Source organism: Variovorax sp. PMC12 (assembly GCF_003019815.1).
GTDB lineage: Bacteria > Pseudomonadota > Gammaproteobacteria > Burkholderiales > Burkholderiaceae_C > Variovorax.
In genome coordinates this window covers 2,293,524-2,308,789 of record NZ_CP027773.1, presented here as the reverse complement: position 1 = coordinate 2,308,789, position 15,266 = coordinate 2,293,524, and the positions used below count along the sequence as shown (strand labels likewise).

At 68.4% G+C, this 15,266-nt stretch carries 12 protein-coding genes; 2 read left to right on the top strand and 10 right to left on the bottom strand.

Annotation, left to right across the window (positions count from 1 at the left end; genetic code table 11):
* Positions 1-8: 8 nt before the first annotated feature.
* The 8 genes from C4F17_RS10680 to C4F17_RS10645 all read right to left on the bottom strand — a co-directional run bounded on the left by C4F17_RS10680 (position 9) and on the right by C4F17_RS10645 (position 10,041).
* Positions 9-1,472, bottom strand: coding sequence for an N-acyl-D-amino-acid deacylase family protein (locus C4F17_RS10680; protein ID WP_106935210.1), 1,464 nt, complete (start codon positions 1,470-1,472; stop codon positions 9-11).
* 331 nt (positions 1,473-1,803) lie between these two features.
* Complete coding sequence (locus C4F17_RS10675; RefSeq protein WP_199851941.1) at positions 1,804-2,817, bottom strand: ABC transporter ATP-binding protein; 1,014 nt, start codon at positions 2,815-2,817, stop codon at positions 1,804-1,806.
* A complete protein-coding gene (locus C4F17_RS10670; protein WP_081266865.1) occupies positions 2,814-3,845 on the bottom strand; it encodes an ABC transporter ATP-binding protein in 1,032 nt (343 codons plus the stop codon). The genes C4F17_RS10675 and C4F17_RS10670 overlap by 4 nt, the downstream gene beginning before the upstream one ends.
* 10 nt (positions 3,846-3,855) lie before the next feature.
* Complete coding sequence (locus C4F17_RS10665) at positions 3,856-4,776, bottom strand: ABC transporter permease (protein ID WP_106935209.1); 921 nt, start codon at positions 4,774-4,776, stop codon at positions 3,856-3,858.
* Positions 4,777-4,795: 19 nt separating this feature from the next.
* Positions 4,796-5,731, bottom strand: coding sequence for an ABC transporter permease (locus C4F17_RS10660; protein WP_081266863.1), 936 nt, complete (start codon positions 5,729-5,731; stop codon positions 4,796-4,798).
* 30 nt (positions 5,732-5,761) lie between these two features.
* Positions 5,762-7,345, bottom strand: a complete 1,584-nt coding sequence (locus C4F17_RS10655) for an ABC transporter substrate-binding protein (RefSeq protein ID WP_106935208.1) — start codon at positions 7,343-7,345, stop codon at positions 5,762-5,764.
* A 46-nt stretch (positions 7,346-7,391) separates the two neighbouring features.
* On the bottom strand, positions 7,392-8,843 hold the full coding sequence (locus C4F17_RS10650; RefSeq protein WP_106935207.1) for a M81 family metallopeptidase: 1,452 nt from the start codon (positions 8,841-8,843) through the stop codon (positions 7,392-7,394).
* A 34-nt stretch (positions 8,844-8,877) separates the two neighbouring features.
* Positions 8,878-10,041 carry an NAD(P)/FAD-dependent oxidoreductase gene (locus C4F17_RS10645; RefSeq protein WP_106935206.1) on the bottom strand — a complete coding sequence of 388 codons (1,164 nt, stop codon included), beginning with the start codon at positions 10,039-10,041 and terminating at the stop codon, positions 8,878-8,880.
* A gap of 203 nt (positions 10,042-10,244) precedes the next feature.
* Between C4F17_RS10645 and C4F17_RS10640 the strand changes: the two genes are divergently transcribed.
* Together C4F17_RS10640 and C4F17_RS10635 are read left to right on the top strand one after the other, a co-directional pair.
* Positions 10,245-10,973: a helix-turn-helix domain-containing protein gene (locus C4F17_RS10640; RefSeq protein ID WP_106935205.1), complete on the top strand. Its 729-nt coding sequence runs from the start codon at positions 10,245-10,247 to the stop codon at positions 10,971-10,973.
* 97 nt (positions 10,974-11,070) lie between these two features.
* Positions 11,071-12,339, top strand: coding sequence for a M20/M25/M40 family metallo-hydrolase (locus C4F17_RS10635; protein ID WP_106935204.1), 1,269 nt, complete (start codon positions 11,071-11,073; stop codon positions 12,337-12,339).
* Positions 12,340-12,405: 66 nt separating this feature from the next.
* Here C4F17_RS10635 and C4F17_RS10630 read toward each other — a convergent pair whose 3' ends face one another.
* Together C4F17_RS10630 and C4F17_RS10625 are read right to left on the bottom strand one after the other, a co-directional pair.
* A complete protein-coding gene (locus tag C4F17_RS10630; protein ID WP_106935203.1) occupies positions 12,406-14,460 on the bottom strand; it encodes a DUF3300 domain-containing protein in 2,055 nt (684 codons plus the stop codon).
* Positions 14,461-14,623: 163 nt separating this feature from the next.
* Positions 14,624-15,265, bottom strand: a complete 642-nt coding sequence (locus tag C4F17_RS10625; protein WP_106937513.1) for a DUF3299 domain-containing protein — start codon at positions 15,263-15,265, stop codon at positions 14,624-14,626.
* Position 15,266: the final 1 nt, after the last annotated feature.

The following is a 15,266-nucleotide window of genomic DNA, read 5'->3' as shown; positions in this document are numbered from 1 at the left end:
CAAGGGGATCAGGCCGCCTGCGTCTCGCGCCGCGTGATCACCTGCCCATTGCGCGCACCGCTGTGCACGCCGTCGCGCCAGGTCACGGTCCCGTTCACGATCACCGCGTCGATGCCTTCGGCTGGCTGCATCGGCGTTTCGTAGTTCGCGGTGTCGCGCACCGTCGCGGCGTTGAAGATCACCACGTCGGCATGGTGGCCCGGCTTGAGCGTGCCGCGTTCGTGCAGGCCGAAGTTGCGGGCGGTGAGGCCGGTCATCTTCCACACCGCCGTTTCGAGCGGGAACAGGCCGATGTCGCGGCTGTAGTGGCCCAGCACGCGCGGAAAGGTGCCCCACAGGCGCGGGTGCGGCTTGTCGCCCAGCGGAATGCCGTCGGAGCCGATCATGGTGTCGTCGAACGCGAGGATGCGCTGCACGTCGTCCTCGTCCATCATGAAATAGATCGCGCTGCCGGGTTGCAGCCGCTGCGCGGCCTCTTCCCCCGACACGCCCCATTCGGCGGCGATGTCCTTCAGGTCGCGGCCGGCGCACTCGGGGTGCGGCACGCTGGACGCGATGAGCACGCGGCCTTCCATCATTCCGCGGTCGGTGCGGATCATGGTGGAGCCGGCGGTGTAGGGGTAGCAGTCGAGCCCGATGCACTGGTGCTGCATGGCCTCCTTGATGAAGGGCAGCGTGACCTTGGTCTTGCCGAAGTTCTGCGTGTTCTGCACCTTGTGGTGCGACACCACCACGGGGATGTCCAGCGCACGGCCGATCTGGAAGGTTTCTTCGAGCGACTCCATCACGCGGTCGCTCTCATCGCGCATGTGGGTCACGTACAGCGCCTTGCGCGCGCTGAGCGGGCGGCCGACTTCGATGATTTCCTCGGTCGTGGCCTTCACCGCAGGCGGGTAGAAGGTGCCGGTCGACATGCCGATGGCGCCGGCCTGCATGGCTTCTTCGACGAGGGTCTGCATGGCGGCGATCTCGCTGTCGTTGGCGGGGCGGTCGAGGTCGGACATGACGACGGCGCGCAGGGTCGAGTGGCCGACCATCGCGGCGACGTTGACCGAGGAGGGGGTGGCGCGCAGTGCGTCGAGGTAGGCGGCAAAGCTGGTGAAGCGGCCTTCGGCGGGCGACTCGAGCAGGCTCAGCGGCATCGGCAGGTCCATGTCGATGCGCAGCGGCGCGGCGCTGATGCCGCAGTTGCCGGCGATCACCGTGGTCACGCCCTGCGAAACCTTGAACGGCATCTGCGCCTGGGACAGCACGGCCTGGTCGTCGTGGGTGTGCGAGTCGATGAAGCCGGGTGCGACGATGCGGCCGGTGGCGTCGATGATCTGTTCCGCGGTGTGGCCTGCGAGGTTGCCGATGGCGGCGATGCGGCCGGCCGTGATGCCCACGTCGGCGTCGAAGCGCGGCGCCTTGGTGCCGTCGATGACTGTGCCGCCGCGGATCAGCAGGTCGTAGTGGGGTGTGGGTTCGGTCATGTCGGGTCCTTTCGTGTTTTTTGGGCGTTTTTTTCTTGGTGCTCTGGTTCAGGGTGCGTGCACAGGCCGCCGGGTACTCCCCTCCGCGAATGTCCCCCGGCCTTCGGCCTCCTCCTTTATTTCGCTGCGGGGAGTACCCGGCGCCCTGTGCACATGGACGCAGCGCTTGTGCGAGCCAACCAACCAGGGCTCTGAACGATCGTGCCGGCGGGGTGCCTTGCGCAGCGAAATAAAGGAGGAGGCCGAAGGCCGGGGGACATTCGCGGAGCAAGGTACCCCGTCGGCACGATCGCACCCCGAACAACCGACCTGAGCAACAAGCAAAGTCATCTCAGCGGAAATGGCAGGCAACCCAATGCCCGCCATTGGAAGAAGAAGGGCGCTCGCCAAGCTCGGGCACCTTCTCCTTGCACACCGCCTGCGCCATCGGGCAGCGCGTGTGAAAGCGGCATCCCGAAGGCGGATTGGCGGGGCTCGGCGGATCGCCCTGCAGCAACATGCGCCGCGCGGGCGTGCGCGGGTTGGGTACGGGCACGGCCGACAGCAGGATCTCCGTGTATGGGTGCAGCGGCGCCGAGAACAGCGTGTCGCGGTCCGCGATCTCGACGATGTGCCCGAGGTACATCACCGCCACGCGATGGCTGATGTGCCGCACCACCGCAAGATCGTGCGCCACGAACAGATAGGCGATGCCGAATTCGGCCTGCAGGTCCATCAGCAGGTTGACCACCTGCGCCTGCACCGACACGTCGAGCGCCGAGACCGGCTCGTCGCACACGATCAGCTTCGGGTTCAACGCCAGCGCGCGTGCAATGCCCAGGCGCTGCCGCTGGCCGCCCGAGAACTCGTGCGGATACTTCTTCGCCGCCTCCGGCCGCAGGCCCACGCGCGAGAACAGCCACTGCACGCGCTCGCGCCGCTCGGCCGCGCTGCTGCCCGTGCCGAGGTTGCTGAAATTGCGCATCGGCTCGGCCACGATGTCGCCGGCTGTCAGGCGCGGGTTCAGCGAGGCGTACGGGTCCTGGAAAATGATCTGCAGGTCGCGCCGGCGCATGCGCATGTCTTCGGACGAGAGCGTCAGCAGCTCCTCGCCCTCGAGCTGCACCGAGCCACCGCTGGGCTCCACCAGCCGCAGCACCGACTTGGCCGTGGTCGTCTTGCCGCAGCCCGACTCGCCGACCAGCGACAGCGTCTCGCCGCGCGCCACCGAAAAAGACACGCCGTCGACCGCCTGGATCGGCGGCTTGCGCGGGCTGAGCCAGCGCTTGGGCGCGGTGTAGTGCTTGCGCAGGTCGCGCACCCGCAGCAGCGGTGCGCTCGCCGTGGACGTGATCGTTGTCGTCATGCCGTCACCTCTTCCACGCCGGCCCATTGTTCTTCGACCGCGAAGCAGGCCACCACGTGGTCGCCGCCTTGCAGGGTGAGTTGCGGCGCCTCGGCGCGGCAGCGTGCGCGCGCGTGGCTGCAGCGCGCCGCGAAGGCGCAGCCGCGCCCCAGCTCGTGCGCGGCGGGCACCAGGCCCGGTATCTCGGTAAGACGCGTGCTCGCGGTGTTCATCGCGGGCATCGAGGCCATCAGCGCGCGGGTGTAGGGGTGCAGCGGGCGGTCGAACAGGTCGACCACGTCGGCTTCCTCCACCTTCTTGCCGGCATACATCACCACGACGCGGTCGCAGCTCTCGGCCACCACGCCCAGGTCGTGCGTGATCATCACCACGCCCATGCCCAGCTCCTTCTGCAGCCGCTTGATGAGGTCGAGGATCTGCGCCTGGATGGTCACGTCGAGCGCGGTGGTCGGCTCGTCGGCGATCAGCACCTCGGGGTTGCAGGCCAGGGCCAGCGCGATCATCACGCGCTGGCGCATGCCGCCGGAGAGCTGGTGCGGGTACTCGTTCACGCGGCGCTCGGGCTCGGGGATCTGCACCACGCGCAGCATTTCTACCGCGCGCTTGAGGGCATCGGCGCGGCTGGCCTTCTGGTGCAGCTGCACCGTCTCGGCGATCTGCCGGCCCACGGTGAGCACCGGGTTCAGCGACGTCATCGGCTCCTGGAAGATCATCGAGATGCGGTTGCCGCGGATCTGCCGCATCTCGCGTTCGCTGAGCTGCATCAGGTCGGTGCCGCGCAGCCGCACGGCGCCCATGTGGCGGCCTGGCGGCGTCGGCACCAGCCGCAGGATGGACAGCGCCGTCACGCTCTTGCCGCAGCCCGATTCCCCGACCACGCCGAGCGTGCGGCCGGCGCGAACGGTGTACGAGACGCCGTCGACCGAGCGCACCACGCCCGCCAGCGTGTGGAAGTGGGTGCGCAGGTTGTCGACCTCGAGCAGCGGCTCGCCCGGGGCGAGCGCGGTGTGGGACATGTTGATCGTCATGGCATGTCCTTCACAGTTGCCGCGCCAGGCGCGGGTCGAGCGCGTCGCGCAGGCCGTCGCCGAGCAGGTTGATGGCCAGCACCGTGGCCGCCAGCAGCAGCCCCGGGTACAGGATGATGTGGAAGGCCACGGTCACGAAGTTGCGGCCCTCGGCCATCATGTTTCCCCAGCTCGGCGTCTGCGAAGGCACGCCCACGCCAAGGAACGACAGCGCTGCTTCCGTCAGCACTGCGGCCGCCGCCACGAAGGTGGCCTGCACCACCAGCGGCGCCACGATGTTCGGCAGCACGTGGCGCACCAGGATGGTCGGCAGCCGCGTGCCTACCGCATGCGCGGCCTCCACGAACAGCTGCTCGCGCAGCGTGAGCGCCAGCGAGCGCACCAGCCGCACCACGCGCGGGATCTCCGGCACGGTGATGGCGATGATCACCGTCGTCAGGCTGGCGCGCGTCACCGCCATCAGCGCGATGGCCAGCAGGATGCCGGGAATGGCCATGAGCCCGTCCATGACCCGCATCACGGGGCCGTCGGCCCAGCGCACGAAGCCCGCCACCAGCCCCAGCGCAATGCCGAAGAAGGTGGCCAGCACCGCCACCGTGGCGCCCACGATCATCGACACCTGGCCGCCCCATACGGCACGGCTGAACACGTCGCGGCCCAGCGCGTCGGTGCCGAACCAGTGCTCGGCCGAGGGCGGCTGCATGCGCGCGAGCGGGTCGATGTCCTGCGGATCGTGCGTGGCGATCCACGGCGCGGCAATGGAGAGTGCGGCAATCGCGATCAGCAGCAGCGCGCCGATGATCAGCGTCGGGTGCTTGCGCACCCAGCGAAAGCGCGGCGGGACGAAAGGCGTTTCGTCATCGGCCGGGGCGGCCGAGGCAGCAGGGTGGGCAGGGGCTTGTGCGGTGTTCAAGGGAAGGACCGTGGACATTGCGTGAGGTTCTTCTTCGTCAGTACTGGATTCGCGGGTCGAACAAGCGGTAGCTCAGGTCGATCAGCAGGTTGATGAGCACGTACACGCCCGCCGACAGCAGCAGCACGCTCTGGATCACCGGGTAGTCGTGCCGCTGCACAGAGTCGATCACCAGCCGGCCGACGCCGGGAATGGCGAACACCGTCTCCGTGACCACCACGCCGCCGATCAGCAGCGCGATGCCCGCGCCGATGGTGGTGGCGATGGGAATGGCCGCGTTGCGCAGCGCATGCCCCAGAACCGGCAGCACGCCCAGGCCCTTGGCGCGGGCGGTGCGGATGTAGTCTTCATGCAGCACCTCGAGCACGGTGGCGCGCGTCATGCGCGTCACCAGCGCGATGTACACCAGCGCCAGGTTCACGCAGGGCAGCACCAGCGAGCGCAGCCATTCGCCCGCGCCGTCCGCGAAGCGCACATAGCCCTGCACCGGAAACCACGGCAGCTGGATGGCGAAGCTGTACACCAGCAGGTAGCCCACCAGGAACACCGGCACCGAAAAAGCCAGCACCGCGAACAGCATCACCAGCCGGTCGATCCAGCTGCCCGCGCGGTAGGCCGCGAGCGTGCCCAGCGGCACCGCCACCACCAGCGTGATGAGCATGGTCAGCGCGGCGATCGACACCGTGGGCTCCAGCCGCTGGCCCAGCAGCTGCGCCACCGGAACCTGCGTGAAGATCGATGTGCCGAGGTCGCCGGTGAACAGCTTGCCCAGCCACAGCGTGAACTGCTGCCACAGCGGCAGGTTCAGCCCGAGCGTGGCGCGCAGCTTCTCGATGTCTTCGGTGGTGGCGAGGTCGCCCGCGATGAGCGCGGCCGGGTCGCCCGGCGACAGGTGGATCAGCAGGAACACCACCACGGCCACCACCGCCATGACCGGAAGCGTCGAGAGAAAACGTCGAACGATGTAGCCCATGGAATGACCTGCGTGCGCTGTTCGGGCGCGTTACTTGTCGAGCGCCCAGAACACCGGCATGCCGGCCCAGAGCTTGTCCAGCCCCTTGAGGCTGGAGCGCGCGGCATACGCGGCCGAGTACTGGCCCGCGTTGATGTACGGCACGGCCTGGTAGGCGCGGGCCTGGAAGGCGTCGAGCAGTTCCTTGCGCTTGGCGGGAACGGTCTCTTTCAGCCAGGCGGTGCGCAACTCGTCGAGCGGCTTGTCGCAGGGCCAGCCGGGCAGCGTGTTGCCGCAGGCCGCGCCCAGGTAGGCGTTGGCGATGGGCGAGTTGGCGTCGAACTCGCCGGCCACCGTGACGTACATGTTCCAGCCGCCGGCATCGCCCGCGTCGCGCTTGGCGCGCCGCGCGCCGATGGAGGCCCAGTCCATGGTCTGGGCATCGACGTTCAGGCCGATGCTCTTCATGGTCTGCGCGGCCATCAGCGCCTCGGCGTTGAGGTAGGGCACGTCGCTGGGCACCATCAGCACCACTTTCTCGCCCTTGTAGCCGGCGTCGGCGAGCATCTTCTTGGCCTTGGCCACGTCGGCCTTGCGGTAGGGCTCCGCGCCGGCGGAGGTCTCGTTGGGGCTGCCGCAGATGAAGTAGGTGGCGCAGTAGGCCATGCGCATGTCCAGCGGAAAGCCCATGCCCGCCATGAAGCGCTCCTGGCTCACACCCTGCAGCAGCGCCTGGCGCACCTTCGGGTTGTCGAAGGGCGGGTGCAGCTGGTTCATCACCAGGAAGGCCTGGTAAGCGCCGCCGGAGCCGATCTTGACGTTGGAATCGGTGCGCAGCGGCGCGATGTAGTCGGGCGGCAGCTGCTCGATGAAATCGACCTCGCCGCGCTTGAGCGCCGACACCGCGCTGTTGGCGTCGGGCAGGTAGAGCCATTCGATGCGATCGAAGTTGCTCTTCTTGCTGCCCGCCAGGCCGTTGGATGGCTCGCTGCGCGGCACGTAGTTGGGGTTGCGCACGAACACCGTCTTGTTGCCCGGCACCCATTCGTCGCGCTTGAAGATGAAGGGGCCGGAGCCCAGCACTTCAGGCAGCGGCGCGGAGGCGGGCATCTTGGCCAGCCGCTCGGGCAGGATCACCGGCGGAAAGCCCGAGGGCTTGGCCAGCGCGTCGAGCACCATGCCGAAGGGCTCGCTCAGCGTGAGCGTGAGGGTGCGCGCGTCGGTCGCCTTCCATTCGGCGCCCACCGCCGTCATGGCGCGGCCCAGGCTGTCGCGTGCGGCCCAGCGCTGCAGCGAGGCCACGGCGTCGGCCGCGGTCACGGCGCTGCCGTCGGAGAACTTCAGGCCCGGGCGCAGGGTGAAGCTCCACTGCTTGCCGTCTTTCGAGGTGGTGTATTTCTCGACCATCTGCGGCTGCGGCTTGCCAGTGGAGTCCTGCGCGAACAGGGTGTCGTACACCATGTAGCCGAAGTTGCGCGAGATGTAGGCCGTGGTGAAGGTCGGGTCGAGGATCTTCAGGTCGGCGTGCGCCACCACCTTCAGGGTCTTGGGCTGCGTCTGGGCGAGTGCCGGGAAGCTCGCCGCGCAAGCGGCAAGACCCAGGGCTGCAAAGGCGGCAAGCGTTCGTCGTTTCATCGTCGGTTCTCCGGTCGGTGGGGGCGAAAGAAAGGCAGGAAGAAAATCAGGCCGCGACGCCGATCGGCCACTTGGGCAGGCGTGCCTTGCGGTAAGGCAGCGTCGTCAGGTCGAGCGTCACGGCGCCCGGCGCGCCCGCGTAGATGACGTGCTTCGCCACCTTGGAGTACGACGCATAGAAATGCTGCGAAGACTTCACGACCACGATCTTCTTCGCGGCCAGGTCGCAGCCCAGTTGCGTGAACAGGTCGGTGCCCATGGCCTGGTTGCGCCGCGTGATCAGCACAATCTCGATGCCGCCTGCCTCGACCAGCGCGCAGTCGCCCATGGCCGTGGGCGTGTTCGACAGGCCCGTCATCACCAGGTCGTGCATCAGCGCCTTCACGGTGCAGTCAAGGTCGAGCGGGTCGCCCGACAGCGGGCTGATCTTGCCGCCGATGCGCATCTGCAGCCTGGCGCCCACGCCCGCGTCGAATGCGATGCGCACCGCGATCGGATCCCACATCGGGCCCAGAGCCGCGTTGGCGATGCCGCGCTCCAGCATGCGGCGCAGGATGAAGGTGGAGTCGCTCGCCGCGCCGCCGCCGGGGTTGTCGGCACCGTCGGCCAGCACCACCGGGCCGCCGTCGAAGGCGAGCGCTTCGTCGAGCGAGGCGTCGATGCTGGGGTAGTTGACCGTGAGGCCGTCGCGCATGGCGATGACTTCGTCTGCCAGCTGGCGCGCCAGCGCATCGGCCTTGGCCTGGTCGCCGTCGGTGTACACCAGCACCTTGGTGCCCATCTCGGGCACGTCGCCCCACGAGAAGCCGTGCGTGAGCGATATCGACAGCACGCCGTCCTTTCCTTCGAGGGCCTGCATGCGCTCGACGAAGCTGCGCGCCGGCTCGCGCGAGGTGTGCACGGTGACGATGATGTCGCAGTCGACCATCGCATGCACCGGCTTCACCTTGCCCTCGACCGCCGCGGCGCAGATGTCCACCAGCTCCAGCCCGCGCTCGAGCACGTCGGTGTGCGGATATTCCTTGAAGGAGACCATCACGTCGGCGTTGTCGACCATCGCGGGCGTGAGGTGGTTGTGCGGATCGAGCTCGGCGCCGACGACCACGTCGGGCCCGACGATCTGCCGCACGCGCTGCAGCATGTCGCCTTCGCAGTCGTCGTAGCCGTCGGCCACCATCGCGCCGTGCAGGCCGAGCAGCACCATGTCCACCGGCAGCGCGGCGCGCAGGTCGGCGAGCATTTCCTCGCGCAGCGTCTCGTAGGCGTGGCGGGTGGTGATGCCGCTGGGCTGTGCGCCGGCCACCATGCCTTCGAGCAGCGTCCAGCCCTTTTCCTTGCCGCGGATGCGCGCCGCCCAAAGCGGGCCCGAGTAGATCGTCAGCGCATCGGGATGCTGGCCGGCGGGGAAGTAGCCGCGGTCCTTGAAGGAGGCGAGGCCGGTCGGCATCGGGCCGAAGGTGTTGGTCTCGGTGGCGAGGGAGGCACTGAACACACGCATGGATGGTCCCTTCTGTGGTTGTGGGTTTTTCTGTTCAGGCGGCCACGGCGGCGGTGCGCAGCCGCTGCGGGCCCAGCATCTCGGCCGTGAGGCCGAAGTCCGCGATGCGCTGCGGCAGCGGCAGGCCGCGCGCCAGCGCGGCGCAGGCCTCGCCCATGGCGGCGGAGGTCTGGATGCCGTAGCCGCCCTGCGCGGCCACCCAGAAGAAGCCGGGCGCGGCGGGCTCGAAGCCGCCCACCAGGTCGCCGTCAGCCACGAAGGAGCGCAGGCCCGCCCAGGTGCGCGTGGGCCGGCGGATGCTGAGCGTGGTGGCTTCCTCGATGTGGTGGATGGCGTAGGCGATGTCCAGCTCTTCGGGCTGCACGTCCTGCGGCTCCACGGGGTCGGCGTTGGCCGGCGAGCCCAGCAGCATGCCGGCGTCGGGCTTGATGTACCAGCTCTCGTCGGCGCCGAACACCATCGGCCAGTGCGCCACGTTCTCGCCCTCGGGCGGCGCGAAGATGAAGGCCGAGCGCCGGCGCGGCTCGATGCCCAGCGGCGGCACGCCGGCCAGGCGCGCGATGGTGTCGACCCATGCGCCGGCCGCGTTGAGCACCACGGGGGCTTCGTACACGTTGCCGCCGGCCGTGACGCGCCAGACGTCGCCTGCGCGTTCGATGGCCGTCACGCCCGCATCGCAGACCAGCTTGCCGCCGGCCTGCCGCATGCCGCGCAGGTAGCCCTGGTGGATGGCGTGCACGTCCATGTCGGCCGCGTCGGGCTCGTACACCGCGCCCTGCACCTGTTCGGGCCGCAGCGCGGGCACCAGTTCGCGCGCCTGCTCGCCGGTCAGGCGCGAGGCGCCGGTGTCCATGGCGCGCAGCACTTCCCAGTGGGCCTCGAGCTCGGCCATGTGCTCGGCGCCCGCGACCATCATGGCGCCGCGCGGCGTGAGCAGCGGGTGCTCCGAGAAACCTTCGGGCGGATGCTCGAGGAAGGCTCGGCTGGCCATGGTGAGGGCGCGCACCTGCGCCGTGCCGTAGCTTTCCATGAAGAGCGCGGCCGAGCGGCCGGTGGAGTGGTAGCCCGGCTGGGACTCCCGCTCCAGGAGGATCACGCGGGCGTGCGGCGCGAGCCAGTGGGCCACCGAAGCCCCGGCAATGCCGCCGCCAATCACAAGGTAGTCGGCCACGAGGGGCGCTGGTGTATTGGAAGTCATCGGCGAAAAGTGTAGGAACAAATTTGCGGATACGCAAATTAAAAAAGGCCGACCAAGGGGAAACCATGGTGCACCGTCGTGGTGAAATTTGCGTTCACGCAATTTGCGGATACGCAACTTCCGGGCCCGGCGAGCGCCGCCCCGCATGGATGGGGCGGCACCGGGCTGGCAGAATCTCCCTGCATCACAAGAGAAAGCCAAGCGTGAATCCACACACAGGGACCAAGCCGGCGACCAGGCCGAAGGACGAGCCGCCCACGCTGGACCGCACCACTTTCGGTCATCGCCTGCGCAGCGCGCGCAAGCGTTTCGGCTGGACGCTGGCGCAGCTTGCCGAGCGCTCGGGCGTGTCGATCACCACCATTTCGCGCGCGGAGCGCGGCCAGCTCGCGCTGGGCTACGAGAACTTCACCGCGCTGGGCCGCGCTCTCGAGATGGACATGAACGCGATGTTCGCTGGCGCCGGCGTCAAGCCCGCGCAGCTCGACGGCCCGGTGGTCACGCGGGCGGGCAAGGGCGTGGTTTACCGGGGGCTTGCGATTGCCTACGAGTTCCTGGGCACCACGGCGGCAGGCAAGCAGATGAGCCCCATCGTCGGCACGGTGCACGCGCGCCGCATCAACGGGCCCGAAGATTTCGTGCGCCATGCGGGCGAGGAATTCGCCTATGTGCTGTCGGGCGAGATCGACGTGCACTTCGACAACGGCGAGGTGGTGCGCCTGTCGCGCGGCGACTCGCTGTACTTCGACAGCCGCCTGGGCCACGCCTACGTGAGCGTGAGCCGGCAGCTCGCGCGCATCGTCGGCATGACGATCGGCGAGAGCGGGCACATGCAGTCGGCGCGCGAGGCGCCCGCGCTGAAGCCGCCGCGCATCGCCAAGGCGAAGGCCGGGCAACCCGCGAAGAAACAGGCGGCCCGCGGCAAGGGCTGAGAACCGGCAGGCGGCAGCGGGTGTCGCCGATTTGCTGGCCGCCGGCGAAGCGGCCGATATGCTGTGCGCCGCTCATCAACCAGAGTCGACAACACACATGACCCAGCACTCTTCCTTCTTCGTCCTCCGCTCCATTGCCGCTGCCTGCGGCCTTGCATTCGGCGCCATGGTTGCCGCCCACGCCGCACCCGACGCCAGGCTGCTGGCCGCCGCCGAGAAGGCGCAGCCGGCAGTGATCGACAACCTCAAGGAAATGGTGCTGATCGAATCGGGCAGCCTCAACGTCGACGGCCTGCTCAAGATGGCCGACGTGGTGGAAGGGCGCCTGAAGGCTGCCGGCTTCAAGACCGAGCGACGCAAGGCGACGGCCGGCGCGGGCGCCGACATCGTGATCGCCACGCTCAAGGGCACGGGCAAGCGCAAGATCATGCTGCAGGGCCACATGGACACGGTGTACCCGGCCGGCATCCTGAACGGCCAGCCCTACAAGGTCGACGGCAACCGCATCTACGGCCCCGGCATCGCGGACGACAAGGGCGGCCTCGCGGTCATCATGGCCTCGCTGAAGATCCTGGCCGACGCCGGCTGGCGCGACTACGACACGCTCACCGTGGTGATGAACCCCGACGAGGAAGTGGGCTCGGTCGGCTCCGGCGAACTGATCGCGACCCTGGCCGACCAGCACGACACCGTGCTGTCGTTCGAGCCGACGGCGGCCAAGTCGGTGGCCAAGGGCGAATCGCTGCTGCTGGGCGCGGCCGGCATTGCCACCGCCACGCTCGAGGTGAAGGGCCGCGCGGCGCATGCCGGCGCCGCGCCGGAGCTGGGCCGCAATGCGCTGTACGAGCTGTCGTACCAGATGCTGCAGACCAAGGACCTCGCCAAGGACATCCCCGGCGTGACGCTCAACTGGACCGTGGCGCGCGCCACCGGCCCGCTCAACCAGATCACCGAGAAGGCGCAGGCACAGGGCGACGTGCGCATCACGCAGCCCGGCGCGGAGAAGAAGCTCAACGAAGCGCTGCAGGCCAAGGTTGCGGCCGGCAAGCTGATTCCCGACACCGAGACCACCGTGAAGTTGGAAGTGGGCCGCCCGGCCTTCATTGCGGGCGAGAAGGGCCGCGCGCTGGCCGAGAAGGCGCAGGCCATCTACAGGGAAATCGACCGCGACCTCGCGCTCACGCCCATGACCGGTGGCGGCACAGACGCCGGCTACGCGGGGCGCTCGGGCAAGGCCACGGTGGTGGAGAGCTTCGGCCTCGCGGGCTTCGGCTACCACGCACGCGACGAGTACATCGAAGTCGATTCGATCGTGCCGCGCATCTACCTCGTCACGCGGCTGCTGACCGAGATCGGCAAGAACTGATCGAGCCTTGATGAAAAAAAGAGCCGGCCTGCGCAAGCAGCCGGCTCTTCGTTCATCAGGGAATCATCAAGGGTGCTGCGGCGGCTGTCCCGGCTCGCCGGGGCGGGGTGGGCGATGGGCGGCCGCGGCCGCGGCGGCGGCCACGCGCTGTTGTTGCTGTTGCGCCTGTTGCTGGGCGTGCTGCTGCTGTTGCTGCGCCTGTTGTTGCTGCTGCTGCCGCATCTGGGCCTGACGCGCCTGCTCCTGCTGCATGTGCTGCTGCTGTTGTTGCATTTGCAGCTGCTGGCGCTGCTGCTGCACCTGCATCGCCTGTTGCTGCTGTTGCTGTTGTTGATGGGCTGCCTGTTGCTGAGCTTGCTGCTGCTGGCGGCGCATCTGTTCCATCTGTGCCTGCTGCTGCTGGCGTGCCTGGTTCTGCGCCTGTTGTTGCTGCTGCTGCTGTTCCCGCTGGTGCTGGAGCTGCTGCTGTTGTTGCTGCTGCGCCTGGGCCTGAGCCTGCTGCTGCGCACGCGCCTGCTGCTGGGCCTGCTGTTGCTGCATCTGCTGGCGCCTTGACTGTTCCTGCTGCGCCTGTGCTTGTGCCTGCTGCGCCTGTTGTTGCTGGCGTTCCTGGCGTTGTTGTTCGCGCTGTTGCTGCTCATGCTGCTGCGAGCCCGGTGGCTGGCCCGCGAAGCGGGCCGGCTGGTGCTGTTGCTGCGCCTGCTGTTGCGCCAGTTGCTGTGCCTGCTGTGCCTGTTGCTGGCGGCGCTGCTGGTCTTGTTGCTGCTGTTGCTGGACCTGTGCCTGCCGCGCTTGCTGCTGCTGTTGCTGCAATTGCTGCGCGTGAAGCTGCTGGGCCTGTTGTTGCTGGGCCTGCTGCTGCGCACGCTGCTGTCCCTGCTGCTGCATCTGCTGCTGGCGCAGCAGGGCTTCCTGCTGGCGGGCCTGCTGCTGTTGCTGCTGTTGGGCCAGCGCGGCTTGCTGCTGCATCTGCTGTTGCTGCTGCGGCGCAAAGCCGGGAGCGGCAGCGAAGTTGGGTGCGGCGGCGCCTGCCGGCAGTCCGCGCGGTGCACCGTTGTTGTTGTTGTAGACGTTGCGCACGTTGGTCACGCTGTTGACCACCGTGGTCGAGCGCGAGACGTAGGTGTTGTTGTTGTAGACCACCGCGGGGCGGTAGGCCGGTGGCGGCGGTGCGCCGGTGTCGCGGCCGCGCCAGCCCGGTGCGCCCCAGTTCATGTTCCACGAATGCCAGCCCCAGTCGTGGCGCTCCAGCGCGGCGCCGACCACCACGCCCGCACCGAACGCCAGCGCGCCGGCCGCGAGCACCTGCCCCTGGCTGTAGCCCGGCGCCACCTCGACCGCCGGTGCATAGGCATAGCCCGGGTACACGGGCTGGGGCGTGCCGTAGATCACTTGCGGGTCATAGGCGGGCACGTACACCACGTCGGGCTGCACGGGCTCGATGGTGATGTACTGCGGCGGCGCCTCGATCACGGGCGGGCCGCTGTAGTACACCGCCTGCGAATCCGCGGCGGGTGCGTAGTTGCGCGGCGGCGTGGTTGCCGCGGTGACCACGCGCAGCTTGTCGTTGTTCTTGAGGCGGCCGGCCTTGGCCGCGCGCTGCCGCATGACCTGGATGGCGTTCATCACGTCGGTCGGGTCGTTGTAGTAGGCCTTGCCCAGCGATTCGGTCCACGGAATGTTGGCCGCCATCTGGTTGACCACGCTGCGGAAAGCGGTGAGCGACTTCACGCTCGGGTCCCAGGGTTGCTGGTTGGCCGCGTCGGCCAGCGGACCGGCCTTGAGGTTCGGGTTCTGCGCAAGCCAGTCGTGCGCGGCGGTGATCTGTTCGGGGTAAGTGGCGCCGGCAAGGATCTGCGCGATCAGCTTGTCCGGATAGAGCGCAATGGGCGCGACCATTTCATAGAGCTTGTCGGCCGAGGGCGGCGTGTAGGCCACCGGCACCGCGGCGGGTGCGCTGTTCTGCGGGACCGAGGGCGCCGGGATCGACGAGGCGGCGGGGTCGACGGCGGCAGCCGGCGTGCCGGGTGTCTTGTTGTCGCAGCCGGCCAGGGCAATTGCCCCTATGCACAGCGAAATCGTAAGGAGCCGCGGGACTGTTGGACGATGGTTTTTTGTCATCTGGAGTTCCTTTTTGCGCCGGTGTCGTGCCCGGAACTCTTTCAACGGCGCGCGGCAACAGGCGATGACAGAGCCTGCGCCTCGGATGCAACGGTCTGTGTCGGCGGCGCGCCGTCAACACTGTCGGCGCGGGACCACAGGCCGCTGCTGTCAGCCTGAAGACCTACTTGGCGCCGCCCGTGTACTTGGTCACGTTGGCCGCGCTGACGTGGTAGCCGCTCACGCCCATCATGGAGTCGTTGCGCAACGTCTGCAGCTTGCCGGTGACCCACACGGTGTCCATGGCGCGGAACTTGGCACCCTTCTGCGGCACCACGTGCAGGATCTGGTTGGCCGGCGGCGGCGGTGTGTGGATGCAGGCGCCGAAGTAGGGCACCAGCAGGAATTCGGTGACCTCGCCCTTGGCTTCCTCGAGCGGCACGATGAAGCCCGGGATCTTGACTTCCACGCCGTTCATCGCGGCATTGGTCGGTGCGTTGTTCGACACCTCCTGCATCTTCATGAGCAGCTCGTTGGCGCGCGGGTCGCCGTCATCGAGGGCGCTCAGGTCCATGCCCTTGAATTCCTTGGCCGGGTCCCAGTCCTTGGGCACCAGTTCTTCCCAGGTGATCTGCCGCGGCTGGCCCGGCGTGGCCTTGGCGGCCGCAGGGGCCGCTGCCGCCTTGCCGCCGAGCGGGTTGGTGGCGGTGGTGTCCTTGGGTGCGGGGTCCGCGGCCCAGGCCGCGGCGGCAAGGCCGGCGCCGGCAAGCAGCATTGAAAGCCGCATGAAAGGCTGGACCGTGGGTGTCTTCTTTGCAATGCGCATG